The sequence below is a fragment of the Paenarthrobacter sp. 2TAF44 genome (assembly GCF_052114885.1).
Lineage (GTDB): Bacteria > Actinomycetota > Actinomycetes > Actinomycetales > Micrococcaceae > Arthrobacter.
Genome location: NZ_JBFRFP010000014.1, coordinates 1 through 19,200, shown reverse-complemented (window position 1 = coordinate 19,200; position 19,200 = coordinate 1). Strand labels below are relative to the sequence as shown.

The 19,200-nt window shown below is 60.7% G+C and carries 15 protein-coding genes and 1 pseudogene; 7 read left to right on the top strand and 9 right to left on the bottom strand.

Annotated features, from left to right (window positions below; translation table 11 throughout):
- Positions 1–60 precede the first annotated feature (60 nt).
- Together AB4Z15_RS14935 and AB4Z15_RS14930 are read right to left on the bottom strand one after the other, a co-directional pair.
- A complete protein-coding gene (locus tag AB4Z15_RS14935) occupies positions 61–2,634 on the bottom strand; it encodes a BNR repeat-containing protein (protein ID WP_442017879.1) in 2,574 nt (857 codons plus the stop codon).
- An 889-nt stretch (positions 2,635–3,523) separates the two neighbouring features.
- The gene (locus AB4Z15_RS14930; RefSeq protein WP_442017878.1) at positions 3,524–4,555 is read right to left on the bottom strand and encodes a LacI family DNA-binding transcriptional regulator; all 1,032 of its coding nucleotides are present in this window, start codon (positions 4,553–4,555) and stop codon (positions 3,524–3,526) included.
- A 98-nt stretch (positions 4,556–4,653) separates the two neighbouring features.
- Between AB4Z15_RS14930 and AB4Z15_RS14925 the strand changes: the two genes are divergently transcribed.
- From AB4Z15_RS14925 to AB4Z15_RS14905, 5 genes are all read left to right on the top strand, one after another.
- Positions 4,654–5,973 carry an alpha-L-fucosidase gene (locus AB4Z15_RS14925; protein ID WP_442017967.1) on the top strand — a complete coding sequence of 440 codons (1,320 nt, stop codon included), beginning with the start codon at positions 4,654–4,656 and terminating at the stop codon, positions 5,971–5,973.
- Between the two features lie 416 nt (positions 5,974–6,389).
- Entirely contained in the window at positions 6,390–7,361 is a 972-nt protein-coding gene (locus AB4Z15_RS14920) for a carbohydrate ABC transporter permease (protein WP_442017877.1), read from the top strand.
- Positions 7,358–8,227, top strand: coding sequence for a carbohydrate ABC transporter permease (locus tag AB4Z15_RS14915; protein WP_416416316.1), 870 nt, complete (start codon positions 7,358–7,360; stop codon positions 8,225–8,227). The genes AB4Z15_RS14920 and AB4Z15_RS14915 overlap by 4 nt, the downstream gene beginning before the upstream one ends.
- Before the next feature lie 101 nt (positions 8,228–8,328).
- Positions 8,329–9,765 carry an ABC transporter substrate-binding protein gene (locus tag AB4Z15_RS14910; protein WP_416416317.1) on the top strand — a complete coding sequence of 479 codons (1,437 nt, stop codon included), beginning with the start codon at positions 8,329–8,331 and terminating at the stop codon, positions 9,763–9,765.
- A gap of 120 nt (positions 9,766–9,885) precedes the next feature.
- On the top strand, positions 9,886–10,164 hold the full coding sequence (locus AB4Z15_RS14905; RefSeq protein ID WP_442017876.1) for a LacI family DNA-binding transcriptional regulator: 279 nt from the start codon (positions 9,886–9,888) through the stop codon (positions 10,162–10,164).
- Here AB4Z15_RS14905 and AB4Z15_RS14900 read toward each other — a convergent pair.
- Positions 10,151–10,363 (bottom strand): annotated as a pseudogene (locus tag AB4Z15_RS14900) (IS3 family transposase); the annotation flags it as partial. The gene AB4Z15_RS14905 and the pseudogene AB4Z15_RS14900 sit on opposite strands and share 14 nt — an antisense overlap.
- Positions 10,364–10,558: 195 nt before the next feature.
- Positions 10,559–10,714 carry a hypothetical protein gene (locus tag AB4Z15_RS14895; RefSeq protein ID WP_416416319.1) on the bottom strand — a complete coding sequence of 52 codons (156 nt, stop codon included), beginning with the start codon at positions 10,712–10,714 and terminating at the stop codon, positions 10,559–10,561.
- Between AB4Z15_RS14895 and AB4Z15_RS14890 the strand changes: the two genes are divergently transcribed.
- Complete coding sequence (locus AB4Z15_RS14890; protein WP_416416320.1) at positions 10,704–10,991, top strand: hypothetical protein; 288 nt, start codon at positions 10,704–10,706, stop codon at positions 10,989–10,991. The genes AB4Z15_RS14895 and AB4Z15_RS14890 overlap by 11 nt on opposite strands.
- A gap of 236 nt (positions 10,992–11,227) precedes the next feature.
- Here the strand turns inward: AB4Z15_RS14890 and AB4Z15_RS14885 are convergent, their stop codons facing one another.
- The 5 genes from AB4Z15_RS14885 to AB4Z15_RS14865 form a co-directional block, all read right to left on the bottom strand.
- Complete coding sequence (locus AB4Z15_RS14885; protein WP_416416321.1) at positions 11,228–11,482, bottom strand: hypothetical protein; 255 nt, start codon at positions 11,480–11,482, stop codon at positions 11,228–11,230.
- Positions 11,483–11,687: 205 nt separating this feature from the next.
- A complete protein-coding gene (locus tag AB4Z15_RS14880) occupies positions 11,688–14,042 on the bottom strand; it encodes a N,N-dimethylformamidase beta subunit family domain-containing protein (RefSeq protein ID WP_442017875.1) in 2,355 nt (784 codons plus the stop codon).
- A 4-nt stretch (positions 14,043–14,046) separates the two neighbouring features.
- A complete protein-coding gene (locus AB4Z15_RS14875; protein WP_442017874.1) occupies positions 14,047–14,475 on the bottom strand; it encodes a hypothetical protein in 429 nt (142 codons plus the stop codon).
- A gap of 285 nt (positions 14,476–14,760) precedes the next feature.
- The gene (locus AB4Z15_RS14870) at positions 14,761–16,167 is read right to left on the bottom strand and encodes an APC family permease (RefSeq protein WP_442017873.1); all 1,407 of its coding nucleotides are present in this window, start codon (positions 16,165–16,167) and stop codon (positions 14,761–14,763) included.
- 243 nt (positions 16,168–16,410) lie between these two features.
- The gene (locus AB4Z15_RS14865) at positions 16,411–17,442 is read right to left on the bottom strand and encodes a hypothetical protein (protein WP_442017872.1); all 1,032 of its coding nucleotides are present in this window, start codon (positions 17,440–17,442) and stop codon (positions 16,411–16,413) included.
- Positions 17,443–17,979: 537 nt separating this feature from the next.
- Here AB4Z15_RS14865 and AB4Z15_RS14860 point away from each other — a divergent pair.
- Positions 17,980–18,978: a helix-turn-helix transcriptional regulator gene (locus tag AB4Z15_RS14860; RefSeq protein WP_416416326.1), complete on the top strand. Its 999-nt coding sequence runs from the start codon at positions 17,980–17,982 to the stop codon at positions 18,976–18,978.
- The last annotated feature ends 222 nt before the right edge of the window (positions 18,979–19,200 follow it).

Genomic DNA, 19,200 nt, shown 5'->3' with positions numbered 1-19,200 from the left:
ATAGCCGCGCGAAGAACGGCCTCGCCGCCAGACAAAGGCCGTTCTCCGAGGGATTTACGGCTAGTGGAGCAGGATTACCTGCAGGGTGCTTCCTCCCGTCGGGTAGGTGCCCCCGGCCCGTGGCTGGTCATCGTTGCCTGGCAACGTCTCCCAGCGCAGTATGTACTGCCCTCCCGCTGTTGCGCCGGCGAGGTCACTCTCGAGTTTGACCTCTAGCCCCGGGAACGTCCCACTCACGGACGTTACAGAGGCGGGCAGGGGCTGTGAGGATACTTGGGCAATCCGATTGAGCGACGAGTCGATGATGATGGACTGCCGGCCGCTGGTGCCGTTGCAGAAGAAGTCAACGCTGATGTCGCCGTTGGACAGGACACGGGAACCCTGCATCGAGACCTGGAAGTTGAGACTCCCGCCACCCCCGAAGCTCCATCGTCCGGTCCAGTTGGTGATCTGGTTGATCTGCCACGTGCCGGAGGCAGTCGGACGCGCGGCGTACATCTGCGACCGGCCCTGAGCATCGTACTTGTGGTACGAGATAAGAACCTTGCCGTCGGCGTCGAAGCCGATCCGCGCGTTTCCGTTCAGCAGTCCACCATGGTCGGGGACCGGATCGATCACGTCACCTTGGCCATACTTGAGCGGCGTCGTCAAGGGCGTTCCGTCGTTCGTGACCCAGTTCACGAGGTCCTGGCTCTTCGCGTACGTCAGCATGCTGTTCGTCGCCGCGTCACCACTGTCACGCCAGACCCAGATCATGTGGAACCAGCCGTCGGGTCCCTTCGTCGGACCTTGGAAGTACGAACTCCACGTTCCTGAAGGGTTGCTCGCCGACCCATTGCCGTCGAAAATCGGCTCAGAGACGATGTGCGACCACGAGCTGGTCGACTCGTTATACACATTGAAGTACGTCACGCCATCGCCGGATCCACCGTCGCGGTAGTCAAAGACAAGGCTTCCGTCGGACCGGTTGACGAACTCGGGATAGGTAACCGAGTCCTCCGCGGCGGCGCTCACCATGTTGTTGACTTTCACCAACGTGCTGATGTCGCCGGGGGTCGTGGTGCGGAAGTAGACCAACGGAACGTTGTGCATGTTGCCGGACACATGAAGGTTTCCACTGCGGTCGAGTCCCATCGAGACGTAGTTGTGGCTATCCCACCCGAGCGTCGACGGGAGTGCCTTGTAGACCCATGCGCCGCCAATCGTGTGCTTTGCGACAGTCATGCCGCGGTTCACGTCGTAGTAGGCGACGTACTGGTCGTTTCCGTTGGTGAGAACTCGCTGCGTCACTTGCATTCCGGCCCAGGTCGATCCAACCGTGCTTGTCGAAACGACAGTCAGGTTGGGATCGGGGTAGGTGTAGCTTTCTCCACCGGGTGCGCAGTTGAGTGCTCCGGGGGGCGAAGCAGCCGGGCTCGTCGTCGAAAGGCTAAAGGTCTGCGCTCGCAGGTTTCCACTGTTGGAATACAACCCCGCACGGCCCCCCGTGACATTCGGGTCAACGACAGCGGCGGTGTAGGTCTGGTCCGCAAGCGTGACTCCCGATGCCACATTGACTACCTGGGACCGAAATGAGTTACCTGTGCGTGTCAGCGTGAGATCAAGTTGCGTGCCGTACGCGGCAACGATTGTGCCGCTGGCGAGCACGCTGGCCGTCGAGCTGTTGGACATCTTCAGCAACTGCCAGCGCCCGTTCGTGCCCGTTCCAGAACCGGTCGTGACCCGGAGCACGTAGTAGTTCAGGCTGGTGGCACTCGTGCCCTGAAGGTTTCCCACGACGCCCACCCACTCGGATCCTCCCGGGGTTCCTGTCGTGACGATATTGGTCCGCGCAGAGACAGTGTAGTCATCGCCGAGGGCGAGGGGGTTGTAGGTGGCGACGGCGTTGCTGGTCGAGCTGCTTGCCAACGCGGCACCGCTCGCGATACTCCAGGCGCCGCGATCTGATGTCCACGAACTCCCGAGGGCTCCGTCAACGCGCTCAAAGTCGTCCGCCGCGGGGACCGTCGTCGACAGACCCCAAGTCTGTGCTCTCAGGTTTCCGCTGTTGGAATACAGCCCAGCACGGCCTCCGGTGACATTCGGATCAGCCGTAGTGTACGTCTGATCAGCGAGGGTGGCTCCCGACCCTGCGTTGAGTACTTGCGACCGCAAGGAGTTGCCCGTGCGAGTCAGGGTCAGGTCGAGTTGCGTGCCGTACGCGGCGACGATGGTGCCGCTGGCGAGCAGGCCGGTGGTAGTGCTGTTGGTCATTTTCAGCAACTGCCAGCGCCCGTTGGTGCCGGTTCCAGAACCAGTCGTCACCCGCAGCAGGTAGTAGTTCTGGTTCGAGGCAGTGGTGCCTTGAACGTTGCCGACAACACCTGCCCACTCCGATCCCGTTGGGGTTCCCGTTGTCACGATGTTGATCCGCGCGGAGACGGCGTAGTCGACGGCGATGGGCAGGGGGTTGTAGGTGGTTACGGCGTTGCTCGTCGCGCTGGTTGCCAGGGCGGCACCGCTTGCGATGCTCCAGGTGCCGCGGTCCGACGTCCACGAGCTCCCGAGGGCTCCGTCGGCGCGTTCGAAGTCGTCCGTCCCCGGGTTAGTCGCTGCTGCTGCACTGAATGGACTCGCTAGCGCGAGTGCAGTCATGATCAACACCGGAACGAGGAGTCTTGCGACAGCTCTTTTCGGTCTTGAGGGTGAGTACATCATTGTCTCTTCCTTTCGTTGGGTTCTGACCACACCGCGCTTCCAATCGATTAGGAACGTGAAGCTTCGCTTGGTTGGTCATTGGGAAGCGCGAGTATGCGCTGCAGGTAGCTGTTTCCGAACGTCGAACATGGTCGGAAAAGTGCTGGGGCCGCAAAAATCGTTCGCGCCCGACCAGTTTGATCCGGACGTTTTCCAAATCGCTGACCGCCGCGAGGGGTCATGATGACAACCGAAGCTCGACAACAGGATCGTCTTCGCTGGCCGAATGCACCGTTGCATGTCCTATCGACGAGGAGCTGGAGTTGCCCCGGAATCACCATTGCGAAACGTTACGCTCACATCATTCGCAGGTCAACCCTTTGTTTGCCACGGAAATGACCCTGATGAGCGACAAGTGCGCGTGGAAGGCGAATCGTTTCAGCATCGATCAACAGAGTGGGCCGTCTCGGCGAGTCGATTGGTCCCGCTGGATCGACGAGTGGGTCGCTCTATTTGAGGGGCCCGAAGTACCGGCACGGACCCGGGCGGCAGCGCCAGGGCATCGTCAGTCCTGCCAGGCTCACTCCCCGAGCGACTTAGCAAGCTAGGCAGACCCGCCATAGGACAAAACGTTATGACATGCCTTACGAAGCGTGAAGATAGTTCCTCCTTTAGGGAGCTAAGCCTTTGCGCCCTACGAAGACGCGGATTCGCACCAAGTGATGGATCAGGCGGGATCCTCACGCAGTTGATTTGCGCTGCGTAGCGCTCTACTCTGAGTGAAACGTTTCGCCTTACAGTTCACTCAAGGAGTCTCATGTCTCTTCATAAAGATTGGCCCAGGGGTTCAGTCGGTCAGCCGCCTAACCGACGCACCGATCTGCAGGTGCCCCGGAAGCTCCAGAACTACGCGGCTCCTCGACGCGTCCGGATTGTCCAGCCGGGCATTCATTATGCGAGCGGCCTCGGTTGCGATCTGTTCGACGGGCTGCACGTAGACCGTCAGTTTCGGGCGCGTCACCTGGGCGAGCTCCACGGAGTCGAAACCAACGAGGGAGATATCGCGCCCGAGGCGGAGCCCGGAGTCGTTCAGGGCGGTCACGGCGCCGACCGTCAGGTCGTAGTTCCCTGCGAACACCGCAGTCGGGCGCTGGTCTGCCGCGAGCAACCGCATCATCGCCGCATATCCGGAGTCCACGTTCAGAGGGGCGCGTTGGATATGGTCCTCGGCGATTGTGATGCCGGCAGCGCGAGCCGCTGCCAGGAAGCCGTCAAGCCGGCCCTGCAGGCTCCACATTCCCTCTTCGCCCACCAGGGCGCCGAGGGTTCGGTGGCCGTGGTCAATCAGGTGCTGCGTTGCAACCTTCCCCGCCTGCACGTTGTCAAGGGTGACGGAGTCCGCGTCAAGGCCGCTTGGGCACCAGTCCACGGTGACGACAGGGATGCCAATCGAGACCGCGGTCTCGAGCGCCGAGGAGTCCGCCAGCGCGGGAACGCCGATGATGCCGTCAACCCTTCTGCTGAGAAGCAGCTCGACTGCATTGACGCTGGACGGAGTTCCGTCCTGCTCGTTGGAGGTCAGGAGCACTCCGATGCCATGACTACGCAGGTACTTTTCGATTCCTACGACGATCTCGAGGTGGAAGGGAACCTGGAAAGAGGGCAGCAACACGCCGACGGTTCGAGTCACGCCACGTCGAAGGCTGCTGGCGAACGCGTTCGGTCGATAGTTCAGTTCCGCGGCCGCCGACTCAATCAATTCTCGATTCGAGGAAAGAACGTTTCGCCCGTTGTAGTACTTCGAAATCGTCGCCAACGACAAACCGGTCAATCGCTGGATGTCCTTGTAAGTTGCCGGGGATGTGATGTTTGTCGTCAATTTCGGTCCTTCGTGTCGCGAGCGTGGGCACCATCCGCCTCACAACGATGCTATCCCGAGTCTACCCATTATCCGCGAACCTTTAGTCGTTTCGCTCTATCGCAAGACCATCTACTTACCAGGCGGCCGCCAAGAAGCGAATCGCCAACAACGCCAAGGAGAAAACAATGACCGATAGTCCCACGCTGCCCGAATGGGCCAGACAGTCCACCCTGGGCATTTTCATCCACTGGGGACCGTACTCCGTTCCTGCATGGGCCGAACCGACTGGCGCATGGGGTGCCGTACCCGAAGAGAAATGGTTCTCCCACAACGCGTACGCCGAGTGGTATGCGAACACATCCCGGATCACTGGATCGCCGGCGGCGCTACACCACGCCGCTGAGTACGGAGACAACGCGTACGACGCCTTCCTTGATCAATGGAACCCCAACCAGTTTGATCCGTCCGAATGGGCCCGGCTGTTTCATCTAGCTGGCGCGGACTACGTCATCCCCGTCACGAAGCATCACGACGGGGTGACCCTGTGGGACGCCCCCGGCGCCGGCAGACTGTCCACGGTCGCTCGGGGACCCAAGCTCGATCTCCTCGAACCCCTCGCTCAAGCAGTGCGCAATGAGGGAATGCGATTCGGGGTCTACTACTCGGGCGGGCTTGACTGGGCCTTCACGGACTTCCCTCCTATTGAATCGATGTCCGATGTCACCGACTACCGCCCCAACGACGCCAAGTACGCCGAGTACGCAACCGCTCACGTCCGTGACCTGATTGACCGCTACAAGCCTGCGGTGATCTGGAACGACATCGAATGGCCGGACGCGGGTAAGGCTGACGGCTCTCTCGTGGAACTACTGGAGTACTACAAGAGTGTGGTCCCTGATGGCATCGTCAATGACCGATGGGGCGCGCCGGTGTGGGACTACCGAACCAGCGAGTATTCGCACGATACCCAGAACGAGCGCGGGGTCGGTTGGGAACATAACCGCGGGCTCGGGTATTCGTTCGGTTACAACCGCACAGAGGATGAATCCTTGACGCTCTCTGCAACCGAGCTTGCGCGTCTATACGCCGACGTAGTTTCGCGCGGCGGCCGTCTCCTGCTGAACATCGGGCCCGAGGCCAGTGGGCGGATTCCCGACGTCCAGCGCCGGACCCTCGAAGGGTTCGGCGAATGGAGTCAGAATCTTAAGCCTTACACGCTCGACAGGTCACCGATTGAGCCCGGCACTGTAACCATCACGGGTAGCGACTGGTGGGTTGCGTGGCGCCACCGCGACTCCATCATCGTGGTGGCAGAGAACCCTCTCTCCATTGTCCGCACGGACGAAGGGCTCAACGCTGTTGTCTTCGGGCTGCCAGCGGCTGAGGATGCAGCATTGAACCCGAAAGCAAAGCGTTTCTCACCCGCGGACCGGTGAGGGAGAACGACATCTAGCAAAAATCGAGACACTCAACTCCGGCGGTTTTTACACCAACGGAGCGAAACGATTTATCCTACAGAATCACCGATGTCACACAGCAATCACAAGGGAGTGAAAATGCACCAGAACCAGGTTCAGCGGGGGGGCACGCACGCCCGTTGCCTCAATCAGTGCCTCCATAGGCTTGACTGCGCTCCCCCTCGCCGGCTGCACCATCTCACCCGCACCTTCGGCGTCGGATGGGAAGCCCTAGGGATGGGGCCGCCATACTTGTCACACGAAACGATTCGCTATAGAATTTGTAACAGCCCGAGCACCACAAAGGAGTGAAGTGTGAATCCCAGTTCCCTGCCGCACGATTTCACGGCGGAGATGACTCGGCCGCCGCATATCTCGAAGAAGAGAGGCGCTTCATGGCGTTGACGAAGGAAAGACCCCTAGCAGCCGAACGTGCCTCCGTCGCAGGTCGGCCCCCAAGCCCGCGGCGGACCACGCGTCCTCAATTCCGCATCACCGTGTGGCTGGCGCTGCTCCCGCTGATCGCCGTATTGGGAGCATTCGCTTACTTCCCGGCCCTCTCCTCCATCTTCTGGTCATTCTTCAACTGGGTGCCCGCTGGCGTCTCCAGCTTCCTCGGCGGCGCCAACTATGCACGCATGATGAGCGACGACACCTGGTGGCGCTCGTTCGGCAACCTCGGCATCATCTTCCTGTTCAACCTCGCGTCGTGGATCCTACCGTTGCTTGCCGCAGAGCTGCTCGTCACCCTCAAGAGCGACCGATGGCAGTACGTGATCCGCACGCTGCTCATCATCCCGATGGCCTTCCCCGGCGTAGTGACCGCGCTCATCTGGGGCTTCTTCTACGACCCGAACGCCGGGCTGTTCAACCAGTTCCTTCGTGCGATCGGTCTGAAGGCGTTCGAACAGAACTGGACTGGCTCGCCCAGCACGGCGCTCGTCGCGCTCCTCCTCGTCGGCTTCCCGTTCATCGCAGGGCTGCCGTTCCTCATCTTCTACCAGAGCCTGCAGAACATCCCGAAAGAGGTGCTCGAGGCCGCCCAGCTCGACGGCGTCGGCCGCTGGGCACGACTCTGGCGGATCGACCTGCCGCTCATGGTGAGCCAGATCCGTATCCTATTCTTCCTGGTCGTCGTGGCTACGCTGCAGTACGGCTTCGTCGCCTTCGTACTCACCTCGGGAGGGCCGGACAACGCGACCATGGTCCCGGTGCTCTACATCATCAACCAGGCGTTCAGCGCCGGGGACTGGGGCTACGCGGCCACTCTCTCCACCACGCTGTTCGCGATCACCCTCGCCCTCAGCCTGTTCTCGCTTTTCATCGGGCGACGCAGCGCGGGCGCAAACGACGGAGGTGAAATGTGAGCACCGTTACCACACGGCTCGCTCAGCAGCAGCCAGGGAAGATCCGCAACCGATCCCACCTGCAGGTAGGCATCAAGGCCGTACTGGTCCTGCTGGTCGTGGTCAGCCTCGCGCCCTACGTCTTTATGGTCATCACGTCGGGCAAGACAAACCAGCAGTTCGCGGACAGCTTCTGGGCGCCGGTCTTCCCGTTCCACTTCGAGAACTACGCCGTGGCGTGGAACCAGATCGCGCCGTACCTCGGCAACACCTTCTACGTGGCCATCGCCTCGATCATCCTGATCGCGGCCATCGGCTCCGTGGCCGGGTTCGTGCTCTCGCGATTCCGATTCCGCGGACGCGGTGTGGTGTACGCGCTCGTGCTCGCGCTCATGGCGGTGCCCGGCATCGTCAACCTGATCCCGCTGTTCATCATGATGAAGGACTTCGGCATCCTGAACACCTACGTGGTGCTCGTCGTGCCCTACGTCGCGGGCGGTGTCATCCTCGGCACGGTCATCATGCGCAACTTCATCGAGTCGATCCCGCAGTCGATCTACGACGCTGCCCGCATCGACGGGGCGTCAAACTTCCGCCTGTACCGCTCGATCACCCTTCCGCTTTCGCTGCCCGTGCTCGGCTCGATCGCGCTGATCACGCTCAGCACGGTGTGGAACGACTTCTTCTGGCCACTTCTCGTGATCACCGACGACAGCCTGCGCACTATGTCGGTGGGGTTGCAGTTCTTCCAGGGCCAGAACGCCATCGAATACGGACCACTGATGGCCGGATATTTCCTCGCCAGCCTGCCGCTCGTCATCCTGTTCACCTTCCTGTCCAAATACTTCCTCGCGGGGGTACAGGGCGGCCTCCCCGGCGCGCACTAGGGCGCCGACCCCGAATTTCCGAGACGAACTCTGTCTCCTTCCGAAAGCACTGAATCGCACCACAACGCCCCACCCCCCCAACCCAATCAAGGAAGATTGCAATGTCACAGCCCAAACGCCTCGTGCGACCCAAGGCGCTCGTCGCCGCGGTCGGCACAATCGCAGCAGCAGCGCTCGTACTGACCGGATGCTCGGCCGGATCCAGCTCCGACGACAAGGTCACCATCACCCTCGCCGGCCCGAACCAGTTCACCGACCAGACCAACACCTTCGGTCCGGCCTGGGACAAGCTGATCACGCAGTTCGAGAAGGACAACCCGAACATCACCATCAAGACCAACGTGCTGCCACTCTCGTCGTTCGGCACCACGCTGAGCACGCAGCTCACCGCGGGCACCGCGCCCGAGCTGATCTTCAACCAGCCGGCGCCCAAGCCGGACCAAGTGATGAACCTCGACAAGTACCTCGCCGAGAAGAACCCGTTCGACCCGAACTCGAAGACCTGGCTCGACGGGTTCGACAAGAACTACTTCGGTGACGCTCAGCGCGATGGAACCGGCCACCACACCTGGGTGCCGTTCAACCTCGTTACCGTCGGCATCTTCTACAACAACGACATCCTGAAGAAGGAGGGCATCTCCCCCTCGCAGCTGTCTACCTTCGACGGATTCACTAAGGCGTGCACCACGCTCAAGGAGGCGGGCATCGACCCGCTGGCCACCGACAAGGGCACGCTGGCCACCATGTGGGCGACCACCGCGATCCAGTCGACCATGCTCGACCCGCTGGCGGACAAGATCAACGTCTTCGGAGGCGACGGCAACGCGGGTACCGCGAATCCTCTGGCCACGAAGAGCCTCGCGAAGGGAATCCTAGACGGCTCGCTCGACGTGAGCACCGACCCGGCCATTGCCGACTCGGTCAAGATCATCAAGAAGTGGTACGACGCCTGCGCGACGCCGAACTGGTCGGGCATCCCCGCGGCCGGCGCCTTCACCGGCAGCACGGCCTTCCCCGGTGGCAAGGCCGCCATGGCGTGGGGCACCAACTTCTCGGCCGCAGGGCTCTCCACGGTGAAGTTCGACTGGAGCACCGTGCCATTCCCGACCATCTCGACTAAGGACTCGAAGTACGCTTCTGGCGCGCCGGCATCGTTTGGAACGGGAGCAGGTGGCACCTCGTACATGATTCCCGCGTACATCAAGGGTGCGAAGCTGGATGCGGCGATCAAGTTCCTCCAGTACGTGTCGAGCCCGAAGATTGAGAACTGGCTCGCGGAGACTGGAAGCATCCCGGCTATCACCAGCGCCAAGGCTCCGACGACAATCGAGGCACTCACCTCCAAAGACTGGTCCGCACCGGCAAAGATGAGTAACGGCGCGCTGCTGACGCCAGCCGCCCAAACGGGGCAGAACTTGCTTACTGGCTACCTGATCGGTTCTAAGACGCTCGATGAGTACCTGGCCGCGCAGCAGGCGTCGAACGTCACCTGGGCACACGAGCAGGTCACCAACAACAAATGGACAGACGTGGGCTAGCCCCGATCTGCCCTGCAGGCTCTGGAAGGCGGGCGACGATCGCGTACCACCGCGAAAGTCGCCCGTCCTCCGGGTCTTGGGACAGCTCTACTCTCTCGACGCGGATTGCGAGGATATCTGGTGGTGAGTATCCGCGATGTCGCGCAGCATGCCGATGTACCTATAGGTACGGTCTCGAACTACATGAATGCGCCGCACCGCGTTGCTCCGGAGACACAGAAGCGCATCGAGAAGGCGATAAACGACCTCGGTAACCTCCGGAACGAGGCCGCTGGGAGTAGCGAGGTAGCGTCCGAGCTCGGCCCCGTTGCTCGGCGTGAAAGACGCCGGGCTCACTCAATAGGAAAAGGATGGGGACTGCCCCCGCTCTTGTTGACTCGGGGTCTTAGGCCGCTGTGAGCGCGGTCCGGTTGATTGTTTCATATTCGATGGGCGTGAGTTTTCCCAGCCGTCGTTGCCGTCGCCGGCGGTGGTAAGTCCGCTCAATCCAGGTCGTGATGGCCAGCCTGAGTTCTTGCCCGGTGAGCCAGCGCTGGCGGTCCAGGACGTTCTTCTGCAGCAGCGAAAAGAACGACTCCATCGCGGCGTTGTCCGCACATTATCCGGCTAATGACCCGGGATGCCGGGGATTGGCCGGTTAAGGGTTTCAGCTTTTTCGGGTGGTTAGCTTCCGGAATTGTTCTTCGTGTCGCCGCACGGTTGTGGCGAGGGCGTCGAGTGCGGCGTGGAGGGTGGCGATATCGTCGGTGAGGACGGTGAGCGTGCCGCTGACGGCGGCGGCGCGGTGACGGTTCTACTCGATGACGGCCCGGATTACCGGGTCCCGGTAGATGGTGGTGCGGCCCAGGCCGGTTTGGGCGGCAACGGCGGTGAATGTCACTGCCTGTCCATTCCGGAGGAGCTCGGCGCAGGCGCGCTCGACGCTGTCGAGGGTGCTCGTGTTCGTCATCCTGCGGTGTGGCCTCGTTGATCAGTTTGTCGAGTCGTGTGATGAGTTGTTTGTGTCGTTCGGCTTCGGCGATCCAGCCTCGTTGTTCGGCGTCGCGGGCGAGTGCGTCTGCGTCAACGCGTTGGGCGGCAAGGATCGGCAAGTCGGTGGCGGGATCGTGGAAGCGAGCCTGCCCGATGGTTCCGGTGCATGGGTGAGGTTCGACGACGGGCGCGGCCGCCTCCTGTTGATGCAAGAGGACGGCTACTCCTTGTGCAGCAAGAATCAAGCCAAATGAAAGATTTGGGGTGGTCACCACCTCAAATGTGGCGCTTCCGAATGCTGGCCACGCGTCCACACGTTTGGGTGTTCTGTACACAGTCAGAGGCCCAAATGGCTTCTGACCTGCCGAAACCCTGTGTCTGAGGTGGACTCGAACCGCATCCCGGCCCCTGCAAACACCGGGAACCCGCGAAGACACAGGAAATCCGGCCCAGTCTGGCGCCACAGACCTCGCGCGGAACGACCGGTCGCCTACATCTGCACTTTCTGGGAGAGCTTGGTTCTGCTGTCTAGGTCTCGTTCCATGGTGATGCCGTAAGGGATTTCGCTGCTTAGGTTCACGGTGTACAGGCCAGGTTCATGGCGGGTCACGAGTACCCCTTCCCAGCCGTCCCTTCTTGAGTGGGTGTGGGCCAATCTGACGGCGATGCTGATGCCGTCGTCGATTTCTGTGGTGGTAAGCCCCGTGATGTGGAAATAGCGGTCGGCTTCTATTGTGGTGATCATTGAACTCCCTGGTGTCCATTTGGTAGTCGCCTCTGACGTTGATGCCGGAGGTCCGCGTCACTGTGGGATGGCTGGCAAGCTCAGTCGGGAAAGAAAGATGGACGGTGTCATGCCCACCTGAGGGCGGCCCACTCGAAGAATGGACCGCCCTCTGGCTTCGCTATATTGGCCCGTCGGGGCAGCTGGTTTCTTTCTGATTAGCGATTCAGCTGCCGACTACTTGAACTGTTTCTGTTTCATTGAGAGTTACCTCAAGTGGCTGGGCTTGACGGAACCGCCTTAGGACGTTTCCTGTCATCTTGGCGACGTTGTTGTCGTAGTTGTTATGGGAGAGAGACGCCGTGTAGGCGATCGAACCGACTGAGAAGAAACCTCCGCCTCCTTCCAACGGGCAGTAGACGATGTCCGATCGGACGCCTGGTTGCTCGGTAGCGCCGATGCCGGGAATGGACTCGTACACTTCCTCTGCAGCCAGGAGGTAAGCGTCCGACAGCGGGCCTGACGTTGCAAGGACCAGTGTTCCGGGGGGCGAGCCGAGGCCGGGCTGGTAGCAGTCGACTTCGGCGCCGGCGGCGCCGCCTCCCATGATTCCGAACTCGCCGATGCGCTCGTCTTCACCGATTCCCTCGAAAATGAATTCCGCGGCTGGGGTGTGGCTGTCTTCGAGTCGTTCGTAGTAGGTGCAGCGGTCAAAGCCCTGCGCGGCGAATCCCACTCCGGCGAGTTTCTGTGGCGGTAGGCCTTTGTTCCTCCAGATGCCGGCTAGTTCCCCGGACGTGGCGTGGCGTTTGTCTCCGTATGGGGACTGGTGGGGGCGTGTACCGCCGTCGGAGCGTCGGAGTTCCATCAGGTGTGGCTGGTCGGGGTCGAAGGAGACGGTGGCGTAGAAGCCGTTGCCGCCCAGGTACATCAGTCTTCCGCCGTTGGAGGTGAATTCCTCCAGGGCGGTGAGTTCGTTGCGGGTGACGTACTCGGGGTGGCTGCCGGTAATGACTACCCGGTAATCGCTGAGAAGGCTGTAGCCTTCGCGGTCGAGATCCTCATCAGTGATGGCATCGTAGTCGCAGTTCTCGGTTTCGAGCCAGTGAACGATGCACAGGTCTGCGGGCAGCCCCCATACGCCTTCGGCTTGGAACCACGCACGGTGTTTGGGCTGGAGAGTCAGGATGGGTTTGCGGACACTGCCGAAGACAACTCCGGAGCCGTCGTTGTGGATTTCATAGCAGGAGCGGCCGAATTCGGGGTGATCCTGGAGGGTGAGGTCTTCGCGGTCCAGGATGGGCGTCCGGCTGACGATGATCTCTGCGCCGTCGGCTTCGAAGGCAATGCGGTCGTTGGCGTAGGCCAGGTATGTCGCTGTGGAGAACAGCACGGCGACATCGTTCTTCTTTTCACCTGCGCGGACGAAGAAGGGAAGGTACTGTTCTGCACCTTCGGCGGTGAGTTTGGCTGCGTAGACGCCGCTTGGCAGGGTGTGAGGCACGTCGAGTGTGAATGCTGCGGGCCAGCCAGCGTCAGTGATGTCGTCGTCGTGGAAGTGGATTGCGTCGTATTCATCGGGGGCAATCCGGAAGTCGTCCAGGAGACCAGTGAAGGAGTGTCCTGCGACGGCTCGTGTTGGGGCGTTGTGACATGTTCCGTGGAGCTGGTTTGGTGATTCGTCGATGACGTCCCACAGGAGCAGTCCGTCGTCGCGGCTGCTGCGTCCAAAGTGCCAGTCAGCAATGGTCTCGGTTCGGGTGGGCGTGCGTCGTTGAATCGACACGTCGCCGATCTTGCCGTTGAAGCCGTTGGCTGCAAGCCACCGTTCGCCGTCTCGGCGCGCTCCGGCGCCGATTCGGAATGGGGCTTTGGGTGCGGTGGCTGCGGGGGTGGCGTCTGCGACCTTGTCGTCGGCTTCCAGGGGCAGTGCTTGGTCGGTGTACCGGTTCATGATGTTGGACAACGGTGCCTGGGTCAGGTGGATCTGGCCAGCTGTGGTGTCCACCTCGACTCGGAGGCTGTACCAGTGGTGGCCTTCCAGGGGGCTCTCAGTGGCCACTGACTTCACGGCGCCCTGTTCGCTCCAGAGGAAGGTGGGCCGGCCGGCGTCCAGGACAAGTGCGTAGCCACTCGAGGACTCGTCGTCCCAGTTGCCCAGGATGACCTGTCGATCGCTGCCTCCTCCGAATGAGTTCTGAGTGACGTTGTAGGCGCCATAGTTACCGGAGCGGGAGCTCAGAGGCAACGTGGGGTACACCTTGGCTTTGATGACAAACCCATTGAGGTCTGTCATCAGGGAGGATGGGTCTGACACTTCGACATAGGATCCGGGCTGGCATGCGTACTGCGTGCCCTGCTTTTCACCATCGAATTCTGATGCAACGCGCGTTTCCAGGAAGCCCGGTCCGGCTTCCCCTGTGAACCCATGCCGCAGACGGACGAGTGAGGCTTGGTAGGTGGAAGGTCCCTCGCAGCTGACGTGGAAGGAGATGCTTTCGCCCGGGTGGGCGGCAAAACGGTCCGTGTAACCGAAGATTTTCGGTTCGACGCGGATCTCGGTTGCGGATTCGGCAGTCATCGGTTCAGCTCTCCAAAAAGTTCTTGCGACGCAACGCGAACACTCCACGCAACGCGTTTTCATAGGTATAGAAGGTTGGGGGCAGGAGAACCAGGTTTCCGGGTGCTCCCACAGTGATTCGGCCGATCCCCCACGGACCGTTGGGCCCGAGGTTCAGGATGACCTCTTTGCCGGAGACCGAGGCGTTGCCCAAGGCCCGCACAACACGTGCGGTCTTGTCGTCGTGAGGTCCCAACGGGGAGCGGTCATACGCCGCTGATACTTCATCGGTGAAGTCGCGGCGAAGCCGGGCGGAGAACCGCTGTTCAAAGATGCTCATAAGTTCGGATGAGCGGTCCGCGCCGGTACGCATCAGTTCGCTCCCGTTCTGCAACAAATTGCTTGGCCACTTGGTGGACTGGTCCGCGGATTCAAGAGAGGTTCTCGCTTTCATTCTGAGATGGGATTGCTGTGGAGCGGGCTGGTTCAGGGAACTCCCCCGTTACCAGCGCTGAAGCGTTGTGTGTTGTAGGTAACTTCAACGGTAGGACCGGCGTGACGGGAAAAATATAGGTAGTTTTGCGTAGTCCAGAGCCCCCTATTGAAGCGTGGAGCCCTCTCCCGTCGGGGACCGCGGACCAAGAAGCTTCCTGACACGTCACGAAGGGACCGGGCGCTGCCAAGGCGGCAGGTCCGGTGCTTTCGCCCCGTCGGTGAACGGCAAGTGTCGTGTGGCGGCCTAGAGACCGTCCTCTGTTTCGAGGGTGCGGCCGGTGCGCTTCAGAACGACGGCGACGATTGTTCCTATGACCAGCCAGGAGATGCCAATGACTTTGGCCAAGACGTTGGTGCTGTAGAGGGCGTATCCGAGCACGGCAATGCCAAGGATGGGCGAGATCCAGTGGATGAAGTACTTCTTGCTGGACTGCCGAATTCCAAAGTGGGTGATCACGCTGATGTGCAGCAGGATGTAGGCCGTGAGTGCGCCGAAGGTGACCATCGTGACGATGAGTTCGATCTGGCCTACAGCCAGCACACCAATAACGGCGGTGAGAATCGTCACGACGATCATTGCAGCGGCGGGAACTTTGTGTTTCTGGGTGACCACTGCCAGACGTCGGGGTAGCTGCCCGTCACGGGCCATGGCGAAGATCATCTTCGAGGTCGTGGCATGGGAAACCAGCACATTGGCAAAAAGCGCTATAAGGGCCGTAATCAAAGTGAAGACGATCTTGAACCAGGGCGCCACCACAGTTTCGCTGATGTAGTAGAAGGCGTTGTTCACAGCATCACCGTCGGCGAAAGGTTCGTTGTTCGGAACGAAGAGAGCCGCGAAATACACCTGCGCGACAAACATTGCAATGACTAGCCAGAGCACGATCATGGTCGCTTTCGAAACGGCTTTTCCGCCACCCTTAGCTTCTTCGTTGAGCGTCGAGATCGCATCAAAGCCGATGTAGCTAAGGGCAGCGACCGGGATGGCCGTGAACACGAGCTCCCACGAGAAGAACTCGGGCTGATAGAAGGGTGCGAGGCTGAACTGCGCCCGCCCCTGGGTGATCGCTATCAAGGCTCCGCCGACGAACACGACGAGCGCTGCTCCTTGAATGATCAAAAAGATCATGTTCATCCGTGCCGTGACGACGATTCCGCGGAGATTGATGAAGGCCACTGCGGCGATAAAGCCAATGACCCAGACCCAGCCTGGAACTTCAGGCATGAGTGCTCCCATGGCGGATGCCGCGAGGATGCACAGCAGCGCGGGCAGGAGGAGGTAGTCGAGGAGGATGGCCCATCCAGAAAGGAAGCCAACGAATTTGCTGGTGCCCAAGCGGACGTAGGAGTAGACGGAGCCTGCGACGGGGTACTCCTTGGCCATCTCCTTGTAGCTGACGGCGCTGAAGAACATGGCGATACCGGCGACCAGGTAAACCAAGGCGGCCATGCCGTGGGAGAAGTTGAAGATGGTACCGAAAACGGCCACGGGGGCCAGCGGCACCATGAAGATGAGCCCGTAGACGACAACGTCCGTCAGGGTCATGGTGCGATTGAGCTCTTGCTTGTAGCCAAGAGCCCCTAGTTTTTGCTGTTCGACGTCGTTGGTGCCGGCGTCGGCGGCCGGGTTGGCGTGACTGTCAGTTTTCATGGGCTATCTGTGCCTCTCGGAAGAAATCCTAGCCGTGAATTCGGCTCAGCGGATTCTGTAGGTGGATCGTTGGGATGAGCGATCGATGGGCGCTCTGTGGTGTGGTGCGGCCTCGTGGGCGGAGGTCAGTGGGACACGGGCTCTGTTTGTTGGAGGGTGTCCCTGTTCCGTTGCGGATGAGACAACAAAGGGAACGAATTCCTCGACGTTTGCGGCCTTTAGTCGGACGGCGTAGAACCCTGCCTACGGTGTTTGCGGGACGGGGAGAACGATCCGCGATTTCCATCTCTCTGGATCTGGCCGTCTTTCGAGCAGGTGGATGGCACCGTAGCTCTCCGGTGTTGTTCCGAGGCCGCCGGCTAGGCTGCCGCGGTGGCCAGGAACGGCTCTGATCGGGGCGTTAACGCAGTGGGCGTGGAAGGAGCCGACGATATCCGGGATCTGGTCGATGTGGAGTCCGTCCGCGGAAAGCTCTTGAGAGAAATCCCATGCTGCCACGAGGTCCGGGGTGGTTGGTCGCCGGGCGTGTAGTCCCCACAGATCAGTTGCCGGCGGGGACTTTGCACTCACGTATGGTGCCTCGATCGTTCCTATGAAGGATTCCTCTGCCGCCGTCCATCCTGAGATGTATTTGGCGCTGGCGCCCAGAATTAGGGGGACCTCTGGCAGGTGGGCCAGTTTGCGATGCCCAGTTATTGTCCGGCTTCCGCGACCTGCCCCACGAGGGGACTGAGTGGAGGAGGTGTAGGGCCTCTGGAAAAGGGCCGCGAGACCAGTCGTTTGGTCATATGACGTGGCAATTTCGTACCAGTTGCCAGGCTGCAGGGGCTCAGGGAGGCTGATTTCCAGCTTGGCGTGTCCATCTCCTACTAAGAGCGTCAGCCTTTGGTCACGGAGGAAGATCCCAATGCCCCTGTTCGTGGTTGTATCGCAGGCTGTCAGAACACCCTGGTATGCAGCCTCTGGCACGTCTGGGCGTATCCGGGCTCCCAAGGTGACCCCGGATGCCCCACTGAGCGCATCTTCGCTACCCGGGACTTCCAGAAAAGGACGGACGCACATTGCATGGAGCCGTCGTTCGGTGTGAGCATCGATACTGCTGGTCACCGGCGTGGTTTCCAGCAACGGAATCGCCGCGTCCCCGCTGTACCTTTCAACTCGCAGTAACTGACTTCGAAAGCTGGATGTTCCTCGGCACACGATAGTGAAGCAGATGTCCTCCAGCGGCCTGACGTTGAAGCGGTCCGCCTGCCCATGGATTTCAAGGGCGGACATTTGGGGGCTTCTCCGGGCTGGTTGCGTCGCGCGCCCCGTTTTTGCCGTTGCAGCGGCCCGACGGCATGGCCCTGCCAAGCGGGCAATTCTGCCCGCACCTGGTGTGGGGTTCAGGACGTTTTGGTTTATTGCCTGTCACTTTTCGCTCCAGCCCGGCTAGATTCCGCTAACTGCCATCTGCTGTGCCACATGCTGAGTGCCTGGCAGGCAGGTGAAAAATGGGGGTTGGGCGACAGGCGCGAATGGGACGACGAGCCACTGGCCGCCGTACAGTTCGACATACGAATCGGAAGGGCACTTTGAGTAGGCTTCTTCGCGAGTCATCTCGTTCTCCTTTGACTTGGGGTGACGCTCTTCACTCCGTGTAACCAAGCCTAGGAATCTAGGCGTCCCCGCGACATCGGTATTTGTACGTACGCGCTAGCGGCTTCAGTGGTTCCGGGGTGCTTAGGCACACCGAAGGGCTATAAAGAGAGAGGGGGCCTATAATTAAGCCGCAAACCCGGAGGACAGGATCCTCCTGTCTTGGAGGCCTTCATGGTCAGCGGAAAGTCCCAAATTCTGCTTAAGGCGGCTTTTGCTGCCGGCGCAGCCCAATACCAGCGCGATGGAGCACTCGAGATACTGCACGTTCTGGCCGACGGCACCAGGCATGACGCGGCAGCCCTGATTTTCTGGAACCGTGCCTTGTCCAAACATGACGTGCTGGCCAACGATGGCTATCAGCCGGAAACTCTCACCGCGCTGGGTGACCCTTACGCTGCAACAAATGTCCATCGAAGCCTGCTTAAGCTGCACCAACCGTTACGCATTGATGATCTGAAGTACGACTACCGTGCAACGCAGCTGTACCAAACGGCGCTGGCGCCCGCAGGTTTCGCGGATGGCATGAGCACCTGCCTGATCTCTGACGACGGCCAGTACGCGGGAATGCTCCACCTTTCCGCCTCCCATTTTCACAACTTCGATGATGATGCCCGTGACCTTATCGGCGCGCTGTCCCCGATCGTCGCTGAGCTGTGCCGGAGGCAATCTTCCGGATATCCAATTCTGCGACTTCGCGAAGACTGCAGGGCAGCGCTCTTTGATGGACAGGATGCGCCCATGCCCGTGATTTCCCGGGAGATGAGCGGCGTTGTATTTGAACCCCATTTCAAAGACTTCATTTCGCGCTTCCTGGCCGGGGCGGCGGCCTCCGTATCCGGGCTTTGGACCTCGGAGAACGGGACGGTAGCACTGGAGATCACCCGAACTGCCGGGGTTTCATCAGGTCGTGGGGACGTCGCTTTGATCGTTGAGACTCCCCTGGAACTTCCCTTTGGGCTGACAGCACGTGAAGCCGAGGTCACCGATCGGATTGCAAGGGGGCGCTCGAACCAACAGATCGCATCTGAACTCGGCATTTCCATCCGCACCGTCACAACTCACGTGGAGAACATTCTCGTGAAGATGGCTCAGGAATCACGCTCAGGTGTCGCTGCGGTGGCCATCAGCGCGGGCCTTCGGAGACTCGACACTCACGGAACTCACCTCTGAGAATAATCTCCGTCAGCGCATCACCGGGGTCCTGTCACAATGGAGTCCATTTCTTTCTTTCCTGGCAAGGTCACTAGTGCCGCGTGTTTGAAGTTGTCTTTGGCTTGGCTTTCGCCAGGATTTCTTCGGGTGATTTGGTCCAGGTGAAGGGGTGGCTGCGTTTGTTCCAGCCGGTGATGAATTGCCGGATCTTGCGCATCAGGTCCGTGACCGAGGTGAACG

What these genes read in the sequence shown, in the direction of transcription:
- AB4Z15_RS14865 (WP_442017872.1), bottom strand. Translation starts at nt 17,442, where the DNA reads ATGTCCGCCCTTGAAATCCATGGGCAGGCGGACCGCTTCAACGTCAGG.
- AB4Z15_RS14880 (WP_442017875.1), bottom strand. Translation starts at nt 14,042, where the DNA reads ATGACTGCCGAATCCGCAACCGAGATCCGCGTCGAACCGAAAATCTTC.
- AB4Z15_RS14875 (WP_442017874.1), bottom strand. Translation starts at nt 14,475, where the DNA reads ATGAAAGCGAGAACCTCTCTTGAATCCGCGGACCAGTCCACCAAGTGG.
- AB4Z15_RS14895 (WP_416416319.1), bottom strand. Translation starts at nt 10,714, where the DNA reads ATGACGAACACGAGCACCCTCGACAGCGTCGAGCGCGCCTGCGCCGAG.
- AB4Z15_RS14920 (WP_442017877.1), top strand. Translation starts at nt 6,390, where the DNA reads ATGGCGTTGACGAAGGAAAGACCCCTAGCAGCCGAACGTGCCTCCGTC.
- AB4Z15_RS14870 (WP_442017873.1), bottom strand. Translation starts at nt 16,167, where the DNA reads ATGAAAACTGACAGTCACGCCAACCCGGCCGCCGACGCCGGCACCAAC.
- AB4Z15_RS14910 (WP_416416317.1), top strand. Translation starts at nt 8,329, where the DNA reads ATGTCACAGCCCAAACGCCTCGTGCGACCCAAGGCGCTCGTCGCCGCG.
- AB4Z15_RS14885 (WP_416416321.1), bottom strand. Translation starts at nt 11,482, where the DNA reads ATGATCACCACAATAGAAGCCGACCGCTATTTCCACATCACGGGGCTT.
- AB4Z15_RS14860 (WP_416416326.1), top strand. Translation starts at nt 17,980, where the DNA reads ATGGTCAGCGGAAAGTCCCAAATTCTGCTTAAGGCGGCTTTTGCTGCC.
- AB4Z15_RS14935 (WP_442017879.1), bottom strand. Translation starts at nt 2,634, where the DNA reads ATGACTGCACTCGCGCTAGCGAGTCCATTCAGTGCAGCAGCAGCGACT.